This is a genomic window from Streptococcus timonensis (assembly GCF_900095845.1).
Classification (GTDB): Bacteria; Bacillota; Bacilli; order Lactobacillales; family Streptococcaceae; genus Streptococcus; species Streptococcus timonensis.
Window position 1 is genome coordinate 836,914 of record NZ_FMIX01000004.1, and the last position, 25,379, is coordinate 862,292.

A 25,379-nucleotide genomic window follows, 5' to 3' on the forward strand; every position below is an offset into this window, starting at 1 on the left:
CTGATGATTTTTAAGAAAGTCTCTTTGTCAATATGAGTAAATTTCTTGGTATTTATAAAGAATATCCTTTCTTTCTTAAGTTTAAAACTGAACATTTTGTATAAATTTATAAATTTTATATGTAAAATGTCTCTTAAAGACTATTTAAACAATTTTACTTAAATTTTCAAATATTTTTAGTAATTTTCATGATTTTAAACAATTTTTTTATTTTTATTAACAAAAAAACTCAAGATACAATCTTGAGTTTGATTTTACGTTATGATAAAACTTTCATGACAGCTACACTGACATCATCAATAGCATTTTCTTGATTTGAACGACTATTTGTAACCAACATTTCTAGATTTCCAGCATTTTCATAATAGAAAGATGCACCTTTGACATTAAATACAACCAAGAAATGTTCTTTAGTTCCCTGAATCTCATAAACAATCCAACCACTATTCTGAATGGCGGTATGCACAAAGACATGACGGTATACTTCCTCGTATGTAGGATAAGAAAAGGCGTTAGTCTGTGTTTTAAGGCGGATAATTTGGCGGATAAAATCTATACTTTCTTGACGCTCGTTGATTAAGTCCCAGTCTACCTGGTTAACAGCGTCTGGAGCATTGTAACTGTTCATAGCACGTTCTCGATCATCATGAGTCAACTCACCGTTTTCACCTGTAGGAACCAGTTTGGTACGTCCAAACTCCTGTCCAAGCTCCATAAAAGCCATTCCTTGCATGAGAAGGTTCATAGCTGTTGCAGTTTCCACTTTTTTCATGATTCGATCTTTACTCTCCATTGGATGAAGAGTTGCTAGCAAGTCATGTAAATTATAATTATCGTGAGCTTCCACATAGTTCAAGACTTGGTTAGGACTAAGGTATGATCCAAGTTCTCGACTTCCTAGAATTGACTTAGCTACGATTGGCTCAGTACCAGCTCCACTTACAAATCCTGATTTAATATCTCCATAAACTTCAGCACCCTTAACGGCATTACGTTGATCATCATTGAAGAAGCCAATATTAGGTAATTGATAGGCATTATCTTTCTTAGCCTTATCATAAGGAGCAAGACCAGTTCCCATATCCCACCCTTCTCCATAAAGGATGATTTTAGGATCGACTTCATCCATAGCCCAACGGATCATCTGCATGGTTTTAATATCATGGATTCCCATCAAATCAAAGCGGAAACCATCAATATTAAATTCTTTGACCCAATAAAGGAGCGAATCAATCATATATTTACGGAACATTTCGTGTTCACTAGCAGTTTCATTGCCTACACCGGTACCATTTTGATAGGTCCCATCACGATTCATTCGATAATAATAATCTGGTACCGTTGTTTGAAATGGTGCATCGACTACAGAGAAAGTATGATTATAAACAACATCCATGATGACACCGATACCAGCATCATGATAAGCCTGAACCATTGTTTTTAAATCACGAATAACCTGTCCCGGATCATTAGGATTCGTTGACATACTAGTTTCTGGAGCATTATAGTTTTGTGGATCATAACCCCAGTTGTAGGTGACGTTCCCATCTGCATCATACTCTTTATGACGGTCAGCAATCGGCTGTAGTTGAACATAGTTAACACCAAGTTCCTTGATGTAGTCAAATGCAGTAGACTGACCGAAGTGATTGACTGTTCCAGTCTGGGCAGCACCTAAGAATGTTCCTCTTAATTCTGGAGCAACACCAGAAGTTTCAGACTTGGTCAAGTCACGAATGTGCATTTCGTAAACAACCGCTTGACAAGGATTTTCCAATCGCCAAGTTGCTTCCGTTCCATTCTTAACTTCAAAACCTTCAACCTGACGTTCTTTTTCTGAAAGAATCGCTGAACGTTTGCCATCTGGACTGGTAGCAATAGTATATGGATCACGTGTCAATGATTGATGATGTGGAAAATTAATCTGATATTGATAGGCACGACCAGCAAGACTTTCAGGAACTGTCAAATTCCAAACGCCAATTGTATTATCCTTGTGACTATATGAATAACTGTTGCCACGTTGCATTTCATAAGTCTTTAGGATAGCCGCATCATTACTTGCTGATTCATAAACGACAACTTGTACAGTTGTTGCTGTTGGCGACCAAAGTTTAAAGCTTGTTTCTTCTTCGGAAACCTGGCATCCCAAGTCTCCTTGGTAACCCCAGTGGTGATCAAAACTAGCACTGTTAATCGCTTTATCAAAAGCAAATGGATTTTGATCTTTATAGTGTGGACTTGCAATGGCTGGATTTTCAGAATAATAAACGGTGTCATCTCCATCTAAAATCCAAACTTCTGTTAAGAGTGGATAATAATTGAATCGGATAGAGTATTCTTTACTAACTCCATCTTTTTCAACTGTAAACACCATTTGTTCAAGAGGTGTTTCACTTGATTGGGTAAATGAAAATTTTTCTCCAAAGTATTCTTGCTCTTTAACAAATTCTACTGAATCAGCTGGCCTTTTACTAAAGTTGCAACTCTGATATGCTTCATCCTTACGATGATAATGAATAAGTACAGGATAATTGTACATAGTTCTCCCTAATTTCTAATTGTTAAATATTTCTAAAAAATAGTATCCTTTTTCTCGTTGAACAAAGGAATCTAAACTGTTCTTCTAAGCTAGTAGTGTATATTGTTTACAAACTCTCTAACCAAGCTTCATCTCGAATCTCAATTCCAAGTTCTTGTGCTTTTTGGAGTTTGCTACCTGCATCTACTCCTGCTACCACAAGGTCAGTCTTCTTCGATACGCTACCCGTTACCTTGGCACCAAGATTTTCGAGCTTACTTTTGGCTTCCGAACGAGTAAGACGTTCAAGTTTCCCTGTCAATACGACAGTTAGACCTGATAAGGCAGCATCTGCTGCAACGACCTGTCCTTTATAGTCTAGATTAACACCTAATTCTTTCAATTCACTTAAAAGAATTTTTGCACCCTCAGTCTCAAAATAAGATTGGAGACTTTGAGCAATAACACTTCCCAGACTTTCGATGCTTGCTACTTCTTCAGGATTTGCTTGTGCTAGAGATACGATTGAATGGAAATGTTGTAAGAGTAACTGACTTGCCTTACTTCCAACATGACGAATACCTAAACCAAACAAAAGTTTTTCAGCAGAATTTTCTTTAGAAGCTTGAATAGCCTGATAAAGTTTTTGAGCCGATTTTTCCTTGATACCATCTAATAAGAGAAAATCTTCCACAGTTAAACGATAAATATCCGCAACATCTTTAACCAAATTAGCAGCAAATAGTTTCTCGATAATAGATGGTCCAAGACCAGCAATATTCATGGCGTCCCGAGATGCAAAGTGAATCAACCCTTCCTTAATCTGAGCAGGACATCGAGGATTGATGCAACGAAGGGCAACCTCATCTTCAAAGTGTAACAGTTTGCTCTCACAACTTGGACAGTTTGTTGGAATCTCTAATTTTTCCTCCGACACACGCTTAGACTCTACCACTCGTAAAACAGCTGGAATGATATCTCCCGCCTTGTAGACAATGACGGTATCATCCTTGCGGATATCCTTTTCAGCGATATAGTCGACATTATGAAGTGTCGCACGACTAACTGTTGTTCCTGCAAGTTGTACTGATGTCAGATTGGCAGTCGGAGTTACAACTCCAGTTCGTCCTACTGTCCAGTCAACAGAAAGCAATTTTGCTTCTTTTTCTTCCGCTGGAAACTTATAAGCTACTGCCCACTTTGGTGCTTTGACTGTAAATCCAAGTTGCTCTTGACCAGCTAAATCATTAACCTTAATAACAACACCGTCGATATCATATGGCAATTGGTCTCTTTCATGACCTACTTCTTGGATAAACTGCCAAACCTCATCCATGCTGTGCGCTAATAGTCGTCTTGGATTGACAACAAAGCCCAACTGTTCCAGATGATTTAAAACCTTCTCTTGGCTGTCTCTAGTTGAAGGACTTGCTTCCTGATAGAGGAAAGTTGCAAGATTACGCTTAGCTACTACTCCTGTGTCTAACTGGCGAAGGGTTCCTGCAGCAGCATTCCGTGGATTAGCAAACTCCGGCTCCCCGTTTTCTTGACGAGCAAGATTGACTTGATTGAAAGAAGCCCTTGGCATATAACATTCACCACGAACAGTGATATCTAATTTCTCTGGTAAGGATAAAGGAATGTCCTTGACACGTTTGAGATTCTCTGTGATATTCTCACCGACTGAACCATCACCACGAGTCGCCCCAGCAACAAAAATTCCTTGCTCATAAGTCAAGGAAATCGATAAACCATCAATTTTTAACTCACAGATATAAGTAACATCATCCAATTCTTTACAAACACGCGCATCAAAAGCATCAAGCTCTTCACGAGAAAAAGCATCCTGCAAACTATAGAGAGGATACTGATGACTATATTTTTCAAAACCATCTAGAATCTTACCGCCAACACGATGGGTTGGACTATCTGGCAAGACTTGCTCCGGGTGAGCTTTTTCTAACTCTACCAGTTCACGATAGAGACGATCATACTCACTATCAGATACAGATGGGTTATCACTTGTATAATACTCTGACGCATAGCGATTGAGCAACTCAACGAGCTCTTTCATTCTTTCACTCATAAAACCATTTTACCATAAAAAGGACAATAGAAACAATACTCAAGTTCTAAAAAAGAAAATGAGAAGGATATTTCTATCACTTCTCATTCATTTTTATTTTTTACGATTCAAAATAGCGTTCAAAATGATGGCCACTGTACTTGCAATGACGATACCATTTGAGAAGAACATCTGTAATTCTGTTGGTAAGCTATTAAAGAGATTCGTTCCGTTTAGTCCCACCCCTGCAGCTATAGAAACCGCAGCAATGAGGAAGTTATGCTCGTTGTGTTCAAAATCCACACGAGACAAGATTTGCATCCCTTGTAGAGAAACAAAACCAAACATGACAAGCATAGCTCCACCCAAAACAGGACTTGGGATAATCTGAGCTAAGGCACCAAATTTTGGCAAGAGACCAAGTAAGATAAGGAAACCAGCTGCGTAGTAGATTGGCAAGCGGGTACGAATACCTGATAGTTTAACCAAACCAACGTTTTGAGAAAATCCTGTATAAGGGAAGGTATTGAAAATACCACCGAGAAGCACCGCAATACCTTCAGCACGATAACCATTACGGAGACGAGTGCTATCGATTGGATCTTTAGTAATATCAGAAAGGGCAAGATATACACCAGTTGATTCTACCATTGATACAGTAGCGATAATACACATCATTACAATAGAAGAAATCTCAAATTGTGGAGCACCAAAGTAGAATGGAGTTGGGATATGAACAAGTGGAGCTTCTGCTACTGGAGAGAAATCAACCAAGCCCATAGTCGCGGCGATGATAGTACCTGCAATCAAACCAATCAAAATAGAAATTGACTTAATAAATCCTTTTGTAAAAATATTGACCAAAAGAATGATGAGAATGGTGATTGTTGCTAATGCCAAACTTTGTCCCGTTGGTTTTTCGACGTTATTTCCCATATTCCCAATAGCTACTGGAATCAAGGTCAATCCGATTGTTGTAATGACAGAACCCGTTACGATTGAAGGGAACAGATTAGCAATCTTAGAAAATACACCTGCTACAAGAACGACATAAATACCAGAAGCAATCAAGGCACCAAACATAGCACCACTACCGTGACTTTGTCCAATCATAATAAGTGGAGCAACAGACTGGAAGGCTACCCCAAGAACAATAGGTAAACCAACACCAAAATATTTATTAAGTTGCAATTGTAAGAGAGTTGCAACCCCACACATAAAGATATCTGTAGAGATAAGGTATGTCAGTTGTTGAGGTGAGTAACCTAGGGCACCTGCAATCATGATTGGTACCAGGATTGATCCTGAGTACATGGCTAGTAAGTGTTGCAAGCCAAGAACGGCTGCCTGCGAATGACTTTCTCTCTGCTTCATTAGATATCTGCCTCCTTAAAGATAACTTCTCCATTTTCAAAACGCTCTAAGCGAGCAAGTGATACTACCTGATGACCTGATTTTTCTAACAGTTCACGACCATCTTGGAAAGATTTTTCAATCACAATCCCGACGGCCTCGACTGTAGCACCAGCTTGTTCGATAATCTGAATCAAACCTTTAGCTGCTTGACCATTAGCCAAGAAATCATCAATAATCAAAACACGATCCCCAGTAGATAAGAACTTCCCTGAAATGGATACGGTACTAGTAACTTGTTTAGTGAAAGAATAAACCTCAGCAGTTAAAATTCCCTCATTCATAGTGATATTTTTTGCCTTCTTAGCAAAAATCATAGGTACATCTAATTGTTCTGCAACATATAGAGCTGGAGCAATTCCAGATGCTTCAATGGTTACGACTTTGGTAATCCCTGCATTTTTAAAATATTCTGCAAAGGTGCGACCAATCTCTCGCATCAAAGAATAATCCACTTGATGGGTTAGAAAAGAGTCCACCTTAAGAATATTCTCACCAAGGACATTACCGTCCTTTAAAATTCGTTCTTCTAATAATTTCACAATAACCTCCGAAATAAAAAAGAGACTTACAAAGTAAGTCTCCAAGCTGAAATAGAGACAGCAATCCCCTGTCTTTATCTCTTTTGTGACTTACTCATTGTTAGGTATTTACGGTACCTTGTAGAAACGCCACGCCAATTCGCAGCATAAATAAGTAATCTATAATTTAGTGAGCATCTCCATTCCAGATAGAATTTTTCACAATAACATAATCTACATGTCGAAGATCTGCAACTTTACGGCCTCCTGCATAAGAAATCGAACTCTGCAAGTCTTGTTCCATTTCAGTTAGGGTATCTTGTAAATGTCCTTTGGCAGGAAGAAGAATTTTCTTACCTTCGACATTCTTATAGGCACCTTTTTGGTATTCTGAAGCGGAACCATAGTATTCTTTAAATTGTTTACCATCGACTTCTACCGTCTTACCAGGACTTTCAATATGGCCTGCAAATAAAGAACCAATCATAACCATACTTGCACCAAAGCGGATTGACTTGGCGATGTCTCCATGTGTACGAATCCCACCATCAGCAATAATCGGCTTACGCGCAGCTTTGGCACACCAGCGAAGAGCCGCTAGCTGCCAACCACCTGTACCAAAACCAGTTTTAACCTTAGTGATACATACTTTACCTGGTCCGATACCCACCTTAGTGGCATCTGCTCCCGCATTTTCTAATTCACGTACTGCTTCTGGAGTTCCTACATTTCCTGCAATGACAAAAGTATCAGGTAATTCTTTCTTGATATGCTGAATCATCGAAATGACGCTATTTGCATGACCATGTGCAATATCAATCGTGATGTACTCTGGAGCATCATCTTTTAATTGACTAACAAAGTCATACTCATAATCCTTAACACCAACTGAGATTGAAGCAATTAAACCTTGGTCATGCATACGCTTAATAAAAGGGATTCTCCCAGCTTCATCAAATCGATGCATAATATAGAAGTAACCACCCTTGGCCAATTGTTCTGCAACATCTTCATCCAAGATGGTCTGCATGTTAGACGGAACTACTGGTAACTTAAAAGTGTGATTCCCAAAGATTACATGTGTATCAGCTTCTGCTCTACTGTTAAGGACACATTTGTTGGGGATTAACTGAATATCTTCATAATCAAAAATCGGAAATTCGTTCAACATATTTCACTCATTTCTAGTTTTGGATCCCCTATCGTTAGGGATATCCTTGTCTTTTCCAGACAATCACTCTGAATAGTTTATAATATATTCCTATTTTTGTCAATAATTATGTTTTTTATCATATAATGTTCGGAATTCCTTTTTTTGTTACATTTAAGGTATAACAAGAAAATATATAGCCACCACTATTACTATCATTCCCAAAATCCAAACTGTTTTAAAATACCATTTTCGAGTTTTATGATGGAAAATGAGTCCTCCAAACCAGGCTCCAAAACCACCAAATATAAAAGCTCCTAAGAGTAAATACTTCTCTGGAATTCTCCAATGGCCGCGTTTGGATTTATATTTATCAATTCCATATAGAATAAAGATAAAAAAATTCCATAGCAAGAGTAGAATGCTAGCAACTTGTTTTAAATCAATCATCTACGCATAAATCTCCTTGTCAGTTGTTTTATCCTATTTCTTTTTTCTGGTCAAGTCCCAGCTTATCTCAAATAGTTCAAGAACCTTTTCGTCAGTGAATGTATCATCAAGCGGGACAGTGATCCAATACCTTTTGTTCATATGAAAAGCCGGATAAATACCTTTTTCTTGTATTAAACTAACGACTTGATCATGTTTGACATTGATAACTTCGACAAGACCTTCTCTTCCTTTATCAAGCTTTTCCCAGGAAATTTTCATTAAAACTGCATACCACTTTTGATTAGATTCATGACGGAGAACAGCCGTATCAGGAGATTTTTCCCATAGATATTCTAATTGGTTACCATATTTTTCTTGAACTATTGCCATGACTCTCTCAGTCTGAGGACAAATAAAATCTTGGACATCAAAACATGACTTACGAATCTGGTATAAAACTTCTAGACAAGCTTCCCTTACTGCTCCAACAAAAGAGCCTCTCATACTTTCCATGTGGACTTGAGGATATAAATCACCCGTTTCCTGATCATAAACATGAAAGCTTATTTCTTTATCCACTATAGATACAATCATTTGAAAGTCATTTTCTAGTATTAAACTGCTATATTTGAAGATACCATTTTCCTCAATGAAACCAAAAGAAATGGCCTTCTTCTTATTAAATTCATAAGCTTTAAATATATCTAACATAAGTGAAAACTGCTAGTTTAAGTTAGCAGTTCCTTTCTATATCATTAAAAGACGACTTTGGTTCCATGAAGTTGATTGACACCTAGTCGGTCAATAAATTCTTGGCGATTGTCCATATCAATCCCGCCACCAGGTAAAATTTCAATTTTACCTGTAGCATAGTCTAGTAATCTCTGATAACGACTAAAACGTTTCTCTAAAGAATCACCAGATACCCCGGCACGAGTGAGAATACGTTTCACACCAGCTTGACTTAACCAATCAATGGCTTCCAATTGATCTTGGTCGCTCAATTCATCAAAAGCCATATGGAAAACTATTTCCATTCCATTTGATGCAGCAATTAGCTTTTCAAGATTAAACTTATCTAACTTGTTGTCAGCTGTTAATGCCCCAAATACAACCCCCTGACTTCCTGCTTGAGCTGTCAAACGAATATCATCAAGCATGATAGCTACTTCTTGGTTGGTGAAGACAAAGTCACCACCTCGTGGACGAATCATGGTCATAATGGTAGTTTCATAGTTAGCTGCAAGTTCTACTGCAGCCTTTGTCACTCCATAACTTGGGGTTGTTCCACCTACCGCTAAATTGTCACAGAGTTCAATACGACGAGCTCCGGCTTCCATAGCTTTTTCAATTAAAGTAAAATTTTCAGCACAAAATTCGTAAATCATCTGATTCTCCTTGAAGATTTCTTTGAATTTATTATATCATATTAATCTGAGCAACCCCTGCTTTTTATCAAGGGAAATGATTACTTTTTATATTATTCTTTATCTGGAATTACCTTAAAAAGGTAATAGGTTATAAATACTGTTAAGCAACCTAAAGCGATTTTTACAAGCATAAGCGGAGCAAAATAGATAGAGATTCCCATCAAGATATAAATCGAAATGATAATTTTCTTCTTTCGTTCACGAGCAATGGACTTGGTTTCTCTAAAATCCGCAACATAAGTTTGATAGAGCTTGGTATGATAGAGCCAGTCTTCAAAACGCTTAGAAGATTTTGAAAAACAAGCAATCGACAATAAGAGAAAAGGAGTTGTCGGTAATAAGGGCAAGGCTACACCAACTATAGCCAAGGCTAAAGAGATAAATCCTATACAGAGATAAATAATACGCATATCTTTTCCTTTTTAAAAATTTTATTATTCTAGTTTCCCATAAAGAGTTGTGATCTGTCAAGTTTTAACTCAAAAGGACTGAAATGATGATTTCAGTCCTTATTATTATTTAATTTTTTCTTCTTCGTAATCCCCGTTACTACATACTACTTGTTTGCCACCACCACGGATTTTTTTCTCCATGAGGAAATTACCACATTTTGGACATTCACGCCCTACAGGCTTGTCCCAAGAAGTAAATTCACATTCTGGATATCGATTGCATCCATAGAAGAGACGATTACGTTTGGTTTTACGTTCAATGACTTGTCCTTGATGACAGTTGGGACAAGTTACCCCAATTTCTTTTACAATTGCTTGTGTATGGCGGCAATCGGGGAAATTACTACATGCGTAGAATTTACCAAAACGACCTAGCTTAATCACCATTGGACTTCCACAAACTTCACAATTAAATCCAGCAGGCTCATCCTTAATCTGAATTTTTTCCATTTCTTCTTCGGCTTTTGCGACCTCTTTTGAGAAAGGTTTGTAAAATTCATCGATTACTTTTTGCCATTCTTCTTTACCAACTTCTACATCATCTAGTTTTCTTTCCATTTCAGCGGTAAAAGTTACATTGACAATATCGGGGAAGTACTCAACAATCAGTTTATTAACAACTTCTCCTAATTCGGTAGGTTCAAAGCGTTTAGATGCTAATCTTACATAGTAACGTTTTTGGATTGTTTCAATGGTTGGAGCATAGGTAGATGGACGTCCAACTCCGTTTTCTTCCAAGGTCTTAATCAAAGTAGCCTCAGAATATCGTGCAGGCGGTTGTGTGAAATGCTGTTCCGGTTTGCTATTGACCTGTTTGACAAGATCTCCCACCTTCATATTTGGTAACATCTTATTCTTATCAGAATCGTTGTAGATCGCCAAATAACCATCAAATTTAACCTGACTACCATTTGCTGCAAATTGAACTCCATTTTGAGAGAGCTTAACGGCCATTGTATCAAAGATAGCACCCGTCATCTGACTAGCTACAAAACGATTCCAGATAAGCGTATAGAGTTTGAGCTGGTCTTTATCCAAGTACTTAGCAATTTTTTCCGGCGTGTTAAAGACACTTGATGGGCGGATAGCTTCATGGGCATCTTGAGCACCAGAAGCATTTTTTACCTTACTTCCATGCTTAGAGTACTTGCTTCCAAAACGTTCATTGATGTAGCTTGCTGCTTCATTTTGGGCAACTGGACTGATACGAGTTGAGTCCGTACGCATGTATGTAATCAAACCTTGTACACCCGTACCAATATTAATTCCCTCATAGAGCTGTTGGGCAACCATCATGGTCTTACGAGTACGGAAGTTAATCTTATTTGCCGCATCCATCTGCATGGTTGATGTTGTATAAGGTAGCGGTGCATTACGTTTACGCTCTTTTTTATCTACCTGTTCCACTGTGAAGTCTTTGCTAGTAAGATGAGATAAAACTTCTTTTACCTTTTCATTAGTAGCTAACTTCATCTTCTTCCCATTCATACCATAGAAAGAAGCTTGGAACTGCTTGGTTCCCTTTTTAAAGACTCCATCAATAGTCCAATATTCTTCAGGCTGGAAGGCATTAATCTCATTTTCACGGTCAATAATTAACTTGAGTGCAACAGACTGCACACGACCAGCTGACAAGCCCTTCTTGACCTTCTTCCAAAGAATTGGTGAAATAGAATAACCTACCAAGCGGTCCAAAACACGGCGAGCTTGTTGCGCATCCACCAAATCCATATCGATTTTACGAGGATCTTTAAAAGCATTTTTTACTGCATCTTTTGTAATCTCGTTGAAAACAACTCGATTAGCATCATTTTCATCCAATTCGAGAATATGCGCTAAATGCCAAGAAATTGCTTCTCCTTCACGGTCCGGGTCACTCGCTAGAAAGACTTTATCTGACTTCTTAGCTTCTTTTTTCAAATCATTGATGAGAGGACCTTTACCACGAATATTGATATATTGCGGTTCATAATTATTCTCCACGTCGACTGACATACTTGACTTTTTCAAATCACGAATATGCCCAACGCTGGCTAAAACCTTATAGTTTCTGCCAAGATATTTTTCAATCGTTTTTGCCTTAGCAGGAGACTCCACGATTACTAGATTCTTTTTAGTTGTTGATTTTTTCTTTTTTGTTGCCGTAGCCACAGTATCACACCTTTTCAAAGTAATAAACTTTATAAAGTGTAAACCATTTTTGAGGGACTGTCAAGACTTAACTCCCATAATAAAGAATAAAAGTTTGATAAATGAAATCTTATTTGATTCTAAAATTCAAATTCTGATAAGACGTCTTGTCCACTCGTAATGAGTTTTGCCCCTTCTTGGATTAAATGATGACAACCGTCTGAACGACCGTCTAAAATACTACCGGGTATAGCAAAGACATCTCTACCTTCTTCCATTGCACGTTCACAAGTAATCAAACTTCCTGACCTCATCTTTGCTTCTGCAACAATTACTCCTCTGCATAAGCCGGCTATAATACGATTTCTTGCTGGAAAATGATATTTTAAAGGTTCTTCACCTGGCCCGTATTCGCTTAGGAGCAAATGGTGTTCTCCAATATAATTTTGCAAACGTTTATTTGATTTTGGATAAAAAATATCAAGTCCTGTACCAATAACTGCAATGGTTTTGCCTCCATTTTGTAAAATAGACATATGAGCTGCCGTATCTATTCCTCTGGCTAGACCACTAACGATAACCAATTCATTTTCTAGTCCTTGAATAACTTTTCCTACAGATTTAATTCCAACTTGACTACAAGAGCGACTACCTACAACAGCTACTTTCGGTAATTTCAAGAGATTTAAATCTCCTTTATAAAATAGTAAGACTGGTGCATCATATATCTCACAAAGAGAAAAGGGATAGACATCATCTAAAATGGAGAATAATGGAAATTTTTCAAAGTCAGTTTTTAATTTTTCCATGCTTTCAAAGGTCAATTTATGATAACGCTCCATAAAAACCACTGGATTTCGACACTCAGATACTTCCGCTATAGTTTCTAAGGTTAATTCTTGATCGTAAATTTCTCCATATTGAAGTACCTTTAATACCTGCTGATTGCTTAAACCAGCTTTCTTCAATTTATAAATTTCGAAATTATCAATTTTAATCTTCATATATATCTCCTTGCTTATTCTACTTATCTATACATTCGCAAAAAAAGAAAAAAACTTCCTAAACAAACCATTTTTGTTAAGGAAGTTAATGATGATATTGATTTATTAATAATCTGGACGAAGAACCCCAGTTACAGTTGCTTTAGTCGCTTCATAGTCACCATCGATAACAACTTTGATAATCCGTTTAGCGTCTTCTTCAGGAGCAGGCACTAATGGCAATCGAGTTGGACCAGCTGCAAATCCCATGTAATTGAGAACAGCCTTAACAGGTGCTGGACTTGGATATGAGAAGAGGGCATTGACTTTGGGGATAAATTGTCTTTGAATAGCAGCTGCTTTTTTAATATCACTTTCAGCTATAGCTGTAAACATTTCATGCATCTCATCACCATTTGTATGAGATGCAACTGAGATAACCCCGTCAGCCCCAAGGTTCATTGCATGGAAGGCGTCTCCGTCTTCTCCAGTATAGATTAAGAACTCCTCTGGCTTATGTTCTATTAAATAAGCCATATTTGCAAGACTGGTACATTCTTTAACACCAATAATATTTGGATGCTCAGCCAAACGGAGCATAGTTTCAGGAGTAAGCTCTACAACTACACGACCTGGAATATTATAGAGAATGATTGGCAAATCCGATGCATCTGCAATCGCCTTAAAGTGTTGGTACATCCCTTCTTGTGATGGTTTATTGTAGTATGGCACAATCGCAAGCCCTGCTGCAAAGCCACCAAATTCAGCTACTTCTTTAACGAACTCAATGGAGTCTCGCGTATCATTAGTACCGATACCAGCAATCAAAGGAACCCGTCCTTTGACCACCTTCTGTACTGCTGCAAAAAGTTCCAGCTCCTCATCGTGAGTAAGAGTTGGACTTTCAGCAGTTGTCCCTGCTAATAGAATTCCATCCGTATGATGGGACAATAAATGTTCAATTAGCTCTGGAATAGCTTCAAAATTGATTGAACCATCAGCATGAAAGGGCGTTATAAAGGCTGTGATGATTTTACATTCTTTTAAATCATGATAAGACATAGGAAACACCTTTCTCTATATAAGAAAGAGGCTGGGGCATACTTGCCTTTGCCTCCTGTACTGTAAGAAAAACAACTAGAATAGCTAGATTGCAAAGGAGAAATCAAACTTATCGAGTTACTGATTTCTGTTTTGCACCCTATTTCAATTCAAATTTTAATTCTGTAGTTGGACGAACCAACCCACGTTCGTGAAGCGTTTCTGCGATTTGAACTGAGTTCCAAGCTGCACCCTTGAGAAGGTTATCAGATACTACCCACATATGAATACCTTTTTCAGCATCCAAGTCTTTGCGGATACGACCAACAAAGGTGTCACGAGAACCAACAGCATTAATAGCTTGAGGATAAATTTGATTTGCAACATCATCCTCTAAAACTGAACCTGGGAAGCTTGCGATAGTAGCTTTTACTTCATCGATAGGAGCTACTTCTTTTGTTTCAATGTAGATTGACTCTGAGTGAGCTGATAAAACTGGAATACGCACACAAGTTGCTGAAACGGCAATGCTATCGTCTTCCATTATCTTCTTAGTTTCCTTGGTCATCTTCATCTCTTCGTATGTGTAATCATTTTCTGTGAAGACGTCAATTTGAGGAAGGGCATTAAAAGCAATTGGATAGTGTTTCTTATCGCCACCAGATGGCAAGATTTCCGCATGCAAATCACGTGGATTTACACCATCATTCAATACTTCACGCAATTCACGTTGTGTCTCAAGAATGGCTCCCATACCTGCACCTGAAACAGCTTGATAAGTTGAAACAATGATACGATCTAAGCCCCATTTTTGACGAACTGGTTCAAGAGCTACCATCATTTGGATAGTTGAACAGTTAGGACATGCAATGATCCCGTTATGAGCATCAAGAGCATGGGCGTTTACTTCAGGAACAACCAATGGCACATCTGGATTTTGACGGAAATAAGAAGTGTTATCTACTACTACTGCCCCTGCTTTAACAGCATAAGGTGCGTATTTTGCAGAAGTTGAACCACCAGCTGAGAAGAGAGCAATATCAACACCTTCAAAAGCTTCTTCGGTTGTTTCTTCAATAGTCACATCTTGGCCCTTAAATTGCAAGACCTTTCCTGCAGAACGTGCAGACGCAAGGTAGCGAATCTTATCGATTGGAAGAGTTGATTCTTCCAACATTTTAATCATTTGAGCACCAACGGCACCTGTAGCACCGACAACAGCAACTGTATATCCCATAACAAACCTCTTTTGGAATTTTCTAAAAATTTCTATAATATGAACATTATACTACTTTTTAGAAAAATTGAAAAGTATTTTTTGGACACATTTCTGAAAACTAAAAGAAAAGGTCTGCATTATTCTGCAGACCTCTTTCTATAGAGAAAATTGTTTATATGGTTTATTGAATGCATCTAAAACATCAGATGATGTTTCTGCATATGATTTAGTTTCTGATAAAATTCCTTTAACGATGATTCTCTCAGCGGCATCATAATCCACACAAGTTACTAAAGTAATCTCATCGATACCCTCACGATCTTGAATTTCATCTACACGATCAGGTGTCACACGTTTAACTTCAGTGATTTCATATGAGTACACTTTATCTTTATCAGTTAGATAAATTTTCATTCCCTTTTCAGCACGATCTAAAGGAGAAAAAAGCATATTTTCTGCATTTTTAGCTGAAAAAACGTGGTGACTGGCTAGTGAATAGTTACCTTGTCCCATTACTTGGTCAGGCTTCATAGTACCAGCTCCATAATAGAGATTAATGTTATTTAAACCTTTAAAAATTGGTAGATTAAGCTCTAGCTCAGGAATTGCAATTCCCCCAATAACTGGAAGTTGCTGTGCATCCCATTGAGCAGCTAACACAGCTTCTGATGAGATAGCTTTTACTGAATTAAAATCGAAATTCCCATCTGCTCCCTCATTTTCTTCAAGTTTCTCTTTTGAAACTTGGCTAACTTGATATTTGTTTGTATTCCATATCATAAAGATATTTCTAATTTGTGAGTTAAAAATAAAAGCCAAGGAAATGAGAATGAGGAAAGAAGCTAAAATATTGATGAATAAATTTTTACGATTCTTTTTGTTTCTTTTAATTCTTTTACGAGACATTATTCTTCACTTTCTGTTTCGTTTTCTGCCCCAACTTCTTCCTTCTCCGCTGCAGCAACACTTGTAAAGGTCACGATCTTAGCATTATCGTCCAGACGCATAACCTTTACACCCATAGTAGAACGTCCAGTTTGAGAGATATTGGCGACATTGGTACGAATCATGACACCTGTGTCAGTAATAATCATTAAGTCCTCATCACCTTTAACTGTTAGAAGACCTGCTAGTGGACCATTTTTCTCAACGATGTTAGCAGTTTTCATACCTTTACCAGCACGGCCTTTAGTTGGGTACTCCGTAGCAACTGTACGTTTACCATAACCTTTTTCGGTAATGATTAGAACCTCATCTTGGTCAGTAATAACTCTAGCACCGACGACTGTGTCACCTTCACGGAGATTTACTCCTTTAACACCTGTGGCACTACGACTCATACTACGAACGGTCGATTGGTTGAAACGAACTGCATATCCCAATTTAGTACCAATGATGATATCTGTATCTTTTTCAGTCAACAGAACATTGATTAACTCATCATCTTCCTTAAGATTCAAAGCCTTTAGACCATTTTGTCGGATATTTGCAAATTCTTTAACACTGGTTCTCTTAACAATACCAGCTCTTGTAGTAAAGAAGAGATATGCATCGTCACTACGTTCTGATTCGACATTAATGATGGTTTGAATGCTTTCACCTTCATCTAGTTTCAATAGGTTTACAACAGGCAATCCTTTAGCTGTACGACCGTATTCAGGAATTTCATACCCCTTAAGTCGGTAGACACGGCCTTTATTAGTAAAGAAGAGCAGGTGATCATGAGTGCTGGTCGAAACTAACTCCCTGACAAAGTCATCATCCTTGACTCCTGTACCCTGTACGCCACGTCCACCACGTTTTTGGGCAGTAAACTCGTCTTGGTCCAAACGTTTGATATAACCTTTATTTGATAGAGTAATCAAAACATCTGTCTCTTCGATCAAATCTTCATCTTCGAGGGTCAAGACTTCACCGACCATCAACTCTGTACGACGTTTATCAGCAAATTTGCGTTTCACTTCATCAAGTTCTTCTTTGATAATTTGCGCAACACGTTCTGGTTTAGCAAGAATGTCCGCTAAGTCAGCAATCAAAGCAATCAACTCATCATATTCTGATTGAATCTTGTCACGTTCCAAACCTGTCAAGCGACGTAGACGCATATCAAGAATAGCTTGACTTTGACGCTCAGAAAGCTTGAACTTGCTCATCAATTCTGCTTGCGCTTCTTGGTCAGTTTCACTTGCACGGATGATACGAATGACTTCGTCAATGTGATCCAAAGCAATCAAGAGACCTTCTAAAATGTGGGCGCGTGCCTCAGCTTTTTCTTTATCAAATTGAGTACGACGTGTTACTACTTCTTTTTGATGTTCAATATAAGCATCCAAGATTTGACGAAGAGATAAAATCTTTGGAACACCATTTTGAATGGCAAGCATATTAAAACCAAAGCTAGTTTGCATCTGTGTCATCTTAAATAGATTATTTAAGATGACATTGGCAGATGCATCACGTCTAACTTCAATAACAAAACGAACACCCTCACGGTTAGATTCATCACGAACAGCTGTAATTCCATCGATACGTTTTTCCTGAACTAAGCGCACAATATGCTCATGAACTTTTGTCTTATTAACCATATACGGGAATTCCGTAACAACAATACGCTCGCGACCAGTTTTTGTTTCTTCGATTTCAGTTCGAGAACGAAGAACAATCGAACCTTTACCTGTATCATAAGCTTTATGGATACCTGATCTACCCATGACAAGAGCCCCAGTTGGGAAATCTGGACCAGGTAAGACTTCCATCAGATCTTTAGTAGTAACTTCTGGATTGTCCATAACTAGTTTAACAGCATCAATAGTCTCACCAAGATTGTGAGGTGGAATATTAGTTGCCATACCAACAGCGATACCAGTAGCTCCATTAACTAGAAGATTTGGGAAACGTGCTGGTAATACCATTGGTTCACGTTCATTGGCATCATAGTTATCAACAAAATCAACAGTATTTTTATTGATATCTCGAAGCATTTCAAGAGCAATTTTGCTCATACGAGCTTCAGTATAACGTTGGGCAGCGGCGCCATCACCATCCATTGAACCAAAGTTTCCGTGTCCATCAACAAGCATATAACGATAGCTCCACCATTGAGCCATACGAACCATCGCTTCGTATATTGAAGAGTCACCATGCGGATGGTATTTACCCATGACATCCCCGGTAATACGAGCAGATTTCTTATGAGGTTTGTCAGGTGTAACTCCCAATTCGTTCATACCATACAAAATGCGACGATGAACAGGCTTTAACCCATCTCGGACATCAGGAAGAGCCCGCGATACGATAACACTCATAGCATAATCGATAAAGCTGGTTTTCATCTCCTTGGTCAGATTGACATTCACTAAATTTTTATCTTGCATTAACAAATGCCTCGTTTCACTATTAGTAATTACATATATTATACCATAGTTTGGACTTTTTTACAGTTTAGCAACATGTGTAAAACGTTTACATGCTTATCCAGAAGGTATATCCGTGACAAAGCTTAGCAAAAGTGATAGAATGATATCAAATGGGGGTTCACCCTTAATAAAATAAAGGAGATGTTTAGACAAATGACAGCAACTAAACAACACAAAAAAGTTATCCTTGTCGGTGACGGTGCCGTAGGTTCATCTTACGCTTTTGCCCTCGTAACACAAGGAATTGCACAAGAACTTGGTATCATTGAAATTCCTCAATTGTTTGAAAAAGCAGTTGGTGATGCTGAAGACCTTAGCCACGCCCTAGCTTTTACTTCACCTAAAAAAATCTATGCAGCTAAGTACGAAGACTGTGCGGATGCAGACCTTGTAGTTATCACTGCTGGTGCTCCACAAAAACCAGGTGAAACTCGTCTTGATCTTGTTGGTAAAAACCTTGCTATCAACAAATCAATTGTTGAACAAGTTGTTGCATCTGGATTTGACGGTATCTTCCTTGTTGCGGCTAACCCAGTTGACGTTTTGACATACTCAACATGGAAATTCTCAGGTTTCCCTAAAGAACGCGTTATCGGTTCAGGTACTTCACTTGACTCAGCTCGTTTCCGTCAAGCACTTGCTGAAACTATCGGTGTTGATGCACGTTCAGTTCACGCCTACATCATGGGTGAACACGGTGACTCTGAGTTTGCTGTTTGGTCACACGCTAACGTTGCCGGTGTTAAATTGGAACAATGGTTGCAAGCTAACCGTGACTTGAATGAAGCTGACCTTGTTGAACTCTTCATCTCAGTTCGTGATGCAGCTTACTCAATCATCAACAAAAAAGGTGCTACTTATTACGGTATCGCTGTTGCCCTAGCTCGTATTACAAAAGCAATCCTTGATGATGAAAATGCGGTTCTACCACTTTCTGTATTCCAAGAAGGTCAATACGGTGTTGAAAACGTCTTTATCGGTCAACCTGCTATCGTTGGTGCACACGGTATCGTTCGTCCAGTTAACATCCCATTGAACGATGCTGAAACACAAAAAATGCAAGCTTCTGCTAAAGAATTGCAAGAAATTATTAACGAAGCATGGAAAAACCCAGAATTCCAAGCAGCTTCTAAAAACTAATTAAGTCATTAAAAAACTGTCTAGAAAAATAGTCTAGACAGTTTTTGTTTTGCTAATTTATTCCATTTCAGAAAATGCTTTTTCTGCATCAGCATTACTAATTGCTCCAAGCTGGATTTTCCCAATTTTTCCTTGAGAATCTATTAGAAATTCTGTAGGAATACTTCTAATTTGATAGGCCTGGAAAGTAGCTCCTTGTGTATCATACAAGACTGGTATATCCTTATATCCTTGATCCTGATACCATTTCGGAAATTGCTCGACAGACTTTTCACCTTGTAAACCTGGTGCTATAACAGTTAGAATCTCAAAATCACGATCTTCTTTAGCAGCAAGTTCCATTAATTCTGGCATACTTTTACGGCAAGGACCACACCAAGATGCCCAGAATTTAAGATAGACTTTTTTACCTCTGTAGTCAGACAATTTTACTTCTTTACCATCCATGGATTGCAAGGTAAAGTCTGGCGCTTCTTGTCCTACAGCTACTTGCTGTATAGTTGTTTGTGTCTTACTTGTTTGCTGTTTACTTTGAGTCTGGCTTTGAGACTCTTTATTTTCTTTATTTTCTTTACTTTGCTCATTGCCACAAGCTATCAAAAGAAAAATAGACAAGAAACTAATTGCTATATATGCTAATTTTTTCATATTAAACTCCTTTAACCAAAAATACCAGACAAACTATTTAACTGTCCTAACATTAATAGAATTCCCATCAGTATGATGAGAAAACCTCCAATTTTCTTAAGTAAGATTAAACGAGGTTTGATTTTACTGAAATAGGGCATTACAAAACCAGAAGCCAAGGCTAATATTAAAAATGGTAATGCCATTCCTAGGGTATAAACTAATGTCAAAATAGCCCCTTGGAGAGCTCCATTTCCTCCTGATGCTGCTAGAGCAAGTACCGAACTTAAAACTGGACCAATACAAGGTGTCCATCCAAAGCTAAAAGTTATACCAAGTAGAAAGGCTGACAAATAACGATTTGACTGTTTTCTGTTAACATTAAAACTTTTTTGAACCTCTAACTTTTTAAAATGAACTACTTCCATCTGATGTAATCCTAAGATGATAATGATAGCTCCCATGACATAACGGAACCAATCAGCATACAGTAAATTACCTAAGAAGCCAGCTCCAAATCCTAAAATAAAGAATATCACTGAAATACCAGCAATAAAGGATAATGTACTAATTAGACCGGACCAAGCAACATCTCTTCCAAATAAGCGAAATGTTCTTGATTTACTGTCATTATCTAAGAGAATACCTGTATAGACTGGTAATAAAGGGAATATACACGGCGAGAAGAACGATAACACACCTGCTAAAAAGACAGACACAAAAAATAAAATACTTTCCAATTGACTTCCTTCTTTCTTATAAATCATCTTATATTTTACTACAAATAATATAATAATTCTTGATTTTGCTACGCTACTTTAAAAAAAAAAATAAAAAGGAGACTTGCTCCTTTTTTATGTATTAGTAAGTACCTTCTTCACCTTGACTAGTTAAGATAACCGGACCGTCTTTTGTAATAACGAATTGGTGTTCATACTGGCAAGATAGGCCACCATCAATAGTTTTATGAGCCCAACCAGTCTTCATATCTGTATCGATTTCCCAATCACCTGTATTGATCATAGGCTCAATTGTTAAAACCATACCTTCACGAAGTCTAAGACCGCGTCCTGCTACACCGTAGTTTGGCACCATTGGTTCTTCGTGCATTGTTGGTCCAACACCATGCCCAACGAGGTCTCTAACTACTCCGTAACCTCGACTTTCAGCGTATTCTTGAATGGCTGCTCCGATGTCACCAATACGATTACCTACAACTGCTTTTTCAATACCTTTGTACATGGCTTCTTTAGTAACATCCATAAGATTTTTTACCTTTTCAGAAGGTGTACCAACAGCATAGGCCCAACAAGAATCAGCCAAGCCACCAGTAAAGTTTTGAGTATATTTTTTTACTTGCTCGACATTATTAAAGTTTAACTTAGAAACATCAAGGTCATTCTTAGCAATTGGTCCTCCCAATACCATATCAACCTTAAGTAAATCGCCTTCTTTGAGGATGTAATGTCTAGGAAAAGCATGCGCAACCTCATCATTCAGAGAACAACAAGTAGCATACGGATAATCCATAATAGCACCATCTACACCGATTTGTAACGGCAGAAAGTTCTCTTCTTTACAACGACGACGGACATACTCCTCAACCTCCCACATGTCGAGGCCAGGCTTGATTAAATCCCGCAAGCCGATATGAATGCTGGCAAGAAAATCACCGGCCTTATCCATTGCTTCGATTTCTCTTGCTGATTTTAAAGTAATCATGTTTTCTCCTACATTCTAGTTAATTTTTACTGTTACATTAGCTTTAGCGACAATCTGTTGATTCAAATAAAGGTCATAATCAATAATAGCAGAGCGGCGAGTATGATGGATGATTCTGGCCTGAATACGTAAAACATCGTCAATCTGAACAGCATGCAAGAAATAGATAAGCATTTGTTCAATGATAAGATTTCGTCCACTATTGACTACCAAGTTTTGTGTCATTAACGTCAATATTTCTGACAGCACCCCATTGGCAAGAACACCGTTTTTATCTAACATGAAGGGTTCTACAGTAATGACCACTTCATCATGATGATAGGATAATTTTTGACCAATTTGCTCTGAAAATGTTGGCAAGGCTGAAATTTGTGAACGACTCATCTTATCCATTACATCTCTTCGAGTAACAACCCCAAGTAGAGTATGATTGCTACGAACTACAGGAACCATTTCAAAATCCTCTGCAATCATTCGTTGGCTAATGTTTGCAATATTCGTAGATAGACCTGTGATATAGACATTTCGAGTCATAGTTTTGTCAAGAGTTGTTCCCGGTGACTGATCTGCTGCATCACGCATAGTCATAACCCCAACTACAACTTGATCTTTATTCACCACAGGAAAACGACTACTTCTGTTCTTACGAACAAGATCTAAATAATCTTTAACTGTATCAGTTTCATGTAAATAGCCATATTCATGAGAAGTTTGGTAAATTTTTTCGACTGTTAAAATATCTGTTTTTATTTGAACATTAGATAAAGCACGGTTGATCATCGTCGCTATTGTAAAGGTATCATGTTTACTACGCAAAACTGGTATATTCTTTTTATTGGCTAACTTGAGTACATTTTCATTTATCTCAAATCCACCCGTAACCAAAACAGCATTCTCATTTTCAAGTGCTAACATTTGAATTTGAGTTCGGTCCCCGACAATCAAAAGGCCTCCATCATGAAGATAGGAAAGAATGTTATCTTCAGTCATAGCACCAATAGAAAATTTACTAAATTCTCTATCTAATCCATCCCGACCAGCCATCACATCAGAACCCGTAACCTCTGCAATTTCAGCATAAGTTAGTCTTTCAATTGAAACTTTTTGAGATTTAATACGTATCGTTCCACTACGCGGACGTGTCTCTACCAAGCCTCTATTTTCAGCCTCTTTAATTGCTCGATAAGCCGTTCCATCACTTACCCCTAAGTGATTAGATATACTACGAACACTTACACGTTTTCCGACCGGTAATTCTTCTAGATAAGATAAAATTTCCTGATGTTTACTCACTCAGTTCTCCTTTTGTATAACGAAATTCAAGATAATCTCTCATCTTACGGCTATATCGATCACTTCCTTTAAAACGTCGATAGAATTTGAAGCCAGATTTTTGAGCGACTTTCTGACTAGCACTATTTTCCATATGCGTCACGATAGATAGTTGCTTTAAACCAAGCTCTTCTATTGATAAATCACGTATATTCGTTACCACTTCAGTCATATAACCTTGTGACCAGTACTCTTTATTTAAGAAATATCCTAGTTCTGCTTCTTTTTTTATCTCATCAATTTTTTCAAACTTGATTGATCCAATCATCTTTTCCTGTTTTTTATCACAAATCGCCCAAATACCTAGAGGAGATTTCATAAAATAATTAGCAAGGGCGTATTGACTTTCTTCAATACTTGCTTGAGTGGGAAAAATGAACTGAAGATTTTCGGAATCTGATGCTATTTGATAAAAATCATAAACATCAGTAAAAAAGAAGGGACGGAGAATCAATCGTTCCGTCTCATAAAAAGAAAACATAGCTAGTTTTGTCCAGATATTCATTTTAATCCTCTAATACTAGTCCTCGATTAGTTCAATATCTGCTCCAAGATTACGTAATTTATCAATAATATTTGAGTAGCCTCTTAAAATAAACTCAACATTTGTAATTTCTGTTCTACCCTCTGCCATTAGTCCAGCAATCACTAAAGCAGCCCCAGCACGTAAGTCTGTAGCTTTTACGCTCGCTCCATGCAATTGATTACCACCCTTGTAAAGGATATGATCATTTGTTGTCGAGATATCAGCATTCATCTTAGCCAACTCAAAAACATGGTTTACACGTTTTTCATAAATTGTGTCGATTATCTTACCACGACCTTCGGCTTTCAACAACAAAGGTGTGATAGGTTGTTGAAGATCTGTAGCAAATCCTGGATATGGGGCTGTTTTAATATTTACCGCCTTCAAGTTCTTTTGCTCTTCAACAAAAATACTATCTTCAGAAACGGTCATTCGTACACCCATCTCTTCTAATTTGGCGATAAAACCTTCCAAGTGCTCATAAAGAACATTATTGATTTGAATTCCTTGACCCACCGCGGCGGCTAATGAGATATATGTTCCGGCTTCAATACGGTCTGGGATTACCTGATGGCGTGTCCCATGAAGACGTTTAACACCTTCAATAGTGATAATATCAGTTCCTGCACCACGAATATGAGCTCCCATATTATTAAGCAAGGTAGCTACATCGATAATCTCAGGTTCACGTGCGGCATTTTCAATAACTGTGCGACCATCAGCTTTGACTGCAGCCAACATAGTATTGATAGTAGCTCCAACACTTACAGTATCCATGTATATATGAGCTCCATGAAGACGTTCACCTTGAGTTGAGAGATTCATATTATCTCTCTCATAGGTCGTTTTAGCTCCCATAGCTTCAAATGCTTTTAGATGCAAGTCAATCGGACGTGGTCCAAGATCACAACCTCCAGGTAAACCAACGGTTGCTTCTCCGAATCGTCCTAAAAGACTACCATAGAAATAATACGATGCTCGAAGACTATTAATCTTTCCATATGGCATTGGTTTATTTTGAACCCCACGCGGATCGATTTCTACTACATCTTCATAACGCTTTACACTAGCTCCCATGATTTCCATAATATCGATAAGACTAGCCACATCAGAGATATCAGGAACACAATCCAAAATTACTACATCATCAGCTAAGATAATAGCTGGAATTAGGGCAACTACACTATTTTTAGCACCACTAATAGTTATTTCACCTTTTAATGGACGTCCTCCATTAATGATAATTTTTTTCATTATAT

Annotated in this window: 22 protein-coding genes and 1 riboswitch; of the genes, 1 reads left to right on the top strand and 21 read right to left on the bottom strand. The window is 37.9% G+C overall.

What is annotated here, in order from left to right; all coding sequences use genetic code 11:
• Positions 1-259 precede the first annotated feature (259 nt).
• From pulA to gyrA, 15 genes are all read right to left on the bottom strand, one after another.
• Entirely contained in the window at positions 260-2,542 is a 2,283-nt protein-coding gene (gene pulA, locus BQ2679_RS07695) for a type I pullulanase (protein ID WP_075567633.1), read from the bottom strand.
• Positions 2,543-2,648: 106 nt separating this feature from the next.
• Positions 2,649-4,607, bottom strand: a complete 1,959-nt coding sequence (gene ligA, locus BQ2679_RS07700) for an NAD-dependent DNA ligase LigA (protein WP_075567634.1) — start codon at positions 4,605-4,607, stop codon at positions 2,649-2,651.
• Between the two features lie 93 nt (positions 4,608-4,700).
• Positions 4,701-5,960 carry a nucleobase:cation symporter-2 family protein gene (locus tag BQ2679_RS07705; protein ID WP_075567635.1) on the bottom strand — a complete coding sequence of 420 codons (1,260 nt, stop codon included), beginning with the start codon at positions 5,958-5,960 and terminating at the stop codon, positions 4,701-4,703.
• The gene (locus BQ2679_RS07710) at positions 5,960-6,541 is read right to left on the bottom strand and encodes a xanthine phosphoribosyltransferase (RefSeq protein ID WP_075568075.1); all 582 of its coding nucleotides are present in this window, start codon (positions 6,539-6,541) and stop codon (positions 5,960-5,962) included. The genes BQ2679_RS07705 and BQ2679_RS07710 overlap by 1 nt, the downstream gene beginning before the upstream one ends.
• 77 nt (positions 6,542-6,618) lie before the next feature.
• A riboswitch (purine riboswitch) is annotated at positions 6,619-6,715 on the bottom strand.
• A complete protein-coding gene (guaC, locus tag BQ2679_RS07715; RefSeq protein WP_075567636.1) occupies positions 6,708-7,691 on the bottom strand; it encodes a GMP reductase in 984 nt (327 codons plus the stop codon). Its footprint overlaps the riboswitch before it by 8 nt.
• Before the next feature lie 153 nt (positions 7,692-7,844).
• The gene (locus tag BQ2679_RS07720; protein WP_075568076.1) at positions 7,845-8,117 is read right to left on the bottom strand and encodes a DUF1294 domain-containing protein; all 273 of its coding nucleotides are present in this window, start codon (positions 8,115-8,117) and stop codon (positions 7,845-7,847) included.
• A gap of 36 nt (positions 8,118-8,153) precedes the next feature.
• On the bottom strand, positions 8,154-8,813 hold the full coding sequence (locus BQ2679_RS07725) for an MmcQ/YjbR family DNA-binding protein (protein WP_075567637.1): 660 nt from the start codon (positions 8,811-8,813) through the stop codon (positions 8,154-8,156).
• Between the two features lie 44 nt (positions 8,814-8,857).
• Positions 8,858-9,490, bottom strand: a complete 633-nt coding sequence (locus tag BQ2679_RS07730; protein WP_075567638.1) for a copper homeostasis protein CutC — start codon at positions 9,488-9,490, stop codon at positions 8,858-8,860.
• Between the two features lie 92 nt (positions 9,491-9,582).
• Entirely contained in the window at positions 9,583-9,942 is a 360-nt protein-coding gene (locus BQ2679_RS07735; RefSeq protein ID WP_075567639.1) for a YbaN family protein, read from the bottom strand.
• A gap of 105 nt (positions 9,943-10,047) precedes the next feature.
• Positions 10,048-12,135 carry a type I DNA topoisomerase gene (gene topA, locus BQ2679_RS07740; protein ID WP_075567640.1) on the bottom strand — a complete coding sequence of 696 codons (2,088 nt, stop codon included), beginning with the start codon at positions 12,133-12,135 and terminating at the stop codon, positions 10,048-10,050.
• A gap of 119 nt (positions 12,136-12,254) precedes the next feature.
• Positions 12,255-13,112 carry a DNA-processing protein DprA gene (gene dprA / locus BQ2679_RS07745; protein ID WP_142324084.1) on the bottom strand — a complete coding sequence of 286 codons (858 nt, stop codon included), beginning with the start codon at positions 13,110-13,112 and terminating at the stop codon, positions 12,255-12,257.
• A gap of 111 nt (positions 13,113-13,223) precedes the next feature.
• A complete protein-coding gene (gene dapA / locus BQ2679_RS07750) occupies positions 13,224-14,159 on the bottom strand; it encodes a 4-hydroxy-tetrahydrodipicolinate synthase (protein ID WP_075567642.1) in 936 nt (311 codons plus the stop codon).
• Positions 14,160-14,298: 139 nt separating this feature from the next.
• The gene (locus tag BQ2679_RS07755) at positions 14,299-15,375 is read right to left on the bottom strand and encodes an aspartate-semialdehyde dehydrogenase (RefSeq protein WP_075567643.1); all 1,077 of its coding nucleotides are present in this window, start codon (positions 15,373-15,375) and stop codon (positions 14,299-14,301) included.
• 138 nt (positions 15,376-15,513) lie between these two features.
• Positions 15,514-16,263 carry a class A sortase gene (locus BQ2679_RS07760; protein WP_075567644.1) on the bottom strand — a complete coding sequence of 250 codons (750 nt, stop codon included), beginning with the start codon at positions 16,261-16,263 and terminating at the stop codon, positions 15,514-15,516.
• The gene (gene gyrA / locus BQ2679_RS07765; RefSeq protein ID WP_075567645.1) at positions 16,263-18,731 is read right to left on the bottom strand and encodes a DNA gyrase subunit A; all 2,469 of its coding nucleotides are present in this window, start codon (positions 18,729-18,731) and stop codon (positions 16,263-16,265) included. Before gyrA ends, BQ2679_RS07760 begins: the two co-directional genes overlap by 1 nt.
• Positions 18,732-18,926: 195 nt before the next feature.
• Here gyrA and BQ2679_RS07770 point away from each other — a divergent pair, with 195 nt between their 5' ends.
• Entirely contained in the window at positions 18,927-19,913 is a 987-nt protein-coding gene (locus BQ2679_RS07770; RefSeq protein WP_075567646.1) for an L-lactate dehydrogenase, read from the top strand.
• A 57-nt stretch (positions 19,914-19,970) separates the two neighbouring features.
• Here the strand turns inward: BQ2679_RS07770 and BQ2679_RS07775 are convergent, their stop codons facing one another.
• The 6 genes from BQ2679_RS07775 to BQ2679_RS07800 all read right to left on the bottom strand — a co-directional run bounded on the left by BQ2679_RS07775 (position 19,971) and on the right by BQ2679_RS07800 (position 25,374).
• A complete protein-coding gene (locus tag BQ2679_RS07775) occupies positions 19,971-20,561 on the bottom strand; it encodes a TlpA family protein disulfide reductase (protein WP_075567647.1) in 591 nt (196 codons plus the stop codon).
• Between the two features lie 11 nt (positions 20,562-20,572).
• Positions 20,573-21,280 (bottom strand): thiol-disulfide oxidoreductase-associated membrane protein CcdA2, encoded by a 708-nt coding sequence (gene ccdA2, locus BQ2679_RS07780; protein WP_075568077.1) that lies wholly within the window; start codon positions 21,278-21,280, stop codon positions 20,573-20,575.
• A gap of 121 nt (positions 21,281-21,401) precedes the next feature.
• A complete protein-coding gene (locus BQ2679_RS07785) occupies positions 21,402-22,262 on the bottom strand; it encodes a methionyl aminopeptidase (RefSeq protein WP_075567648.1) in 861 nt (286 codons plus the stop codon).
• A gap of 15 nt (positions 22,263-22,277) precedes the next feature.
• On the bottom strand, positions 22,278-23,555 hold the full coding sequence (spxR, locus tag BQ2679_RS07790) for a CBS-HotDog domain-containing transcription factor SpxR (RefSeq protein WP_075567649.1): 1,278 nt from the start codon (positions 23,553-23,555) through the stop codon (positions 22,278-22,280).
• Complete coding sequence (locus BQ2679_RS07795) at positions 23,548-24,099, bottom strand: GNAT family N-acetyltransferase (protein ID WP_075567650.1); 552 nt, start codon at positions 24,097-24,099, stop codon at positions 23,548-23,550. Before BQ2679_RS07795 ends, spxR begins: the two co-directional genes overlap by 8 nt.
• A 15-nt stretch (positions 24,100-24,114) precedes the next feature.
• The gene (locus BQ2679_RS07800) at positions 24,115-25,374 is read right to left on the bottom strand and encodes a UDP-N-acetylglucosamine 1-carboxyvinyltransferase (RefSeq protein ID WP_075567651.1); all 1,260 of its coding nucleotides are present in this window, start codon (positions 25,372-25,374) and stop codon (positions 24,115-24,117) included.
• Positions 25,375-25,379 lie beyond the last annotated feature (5 nt).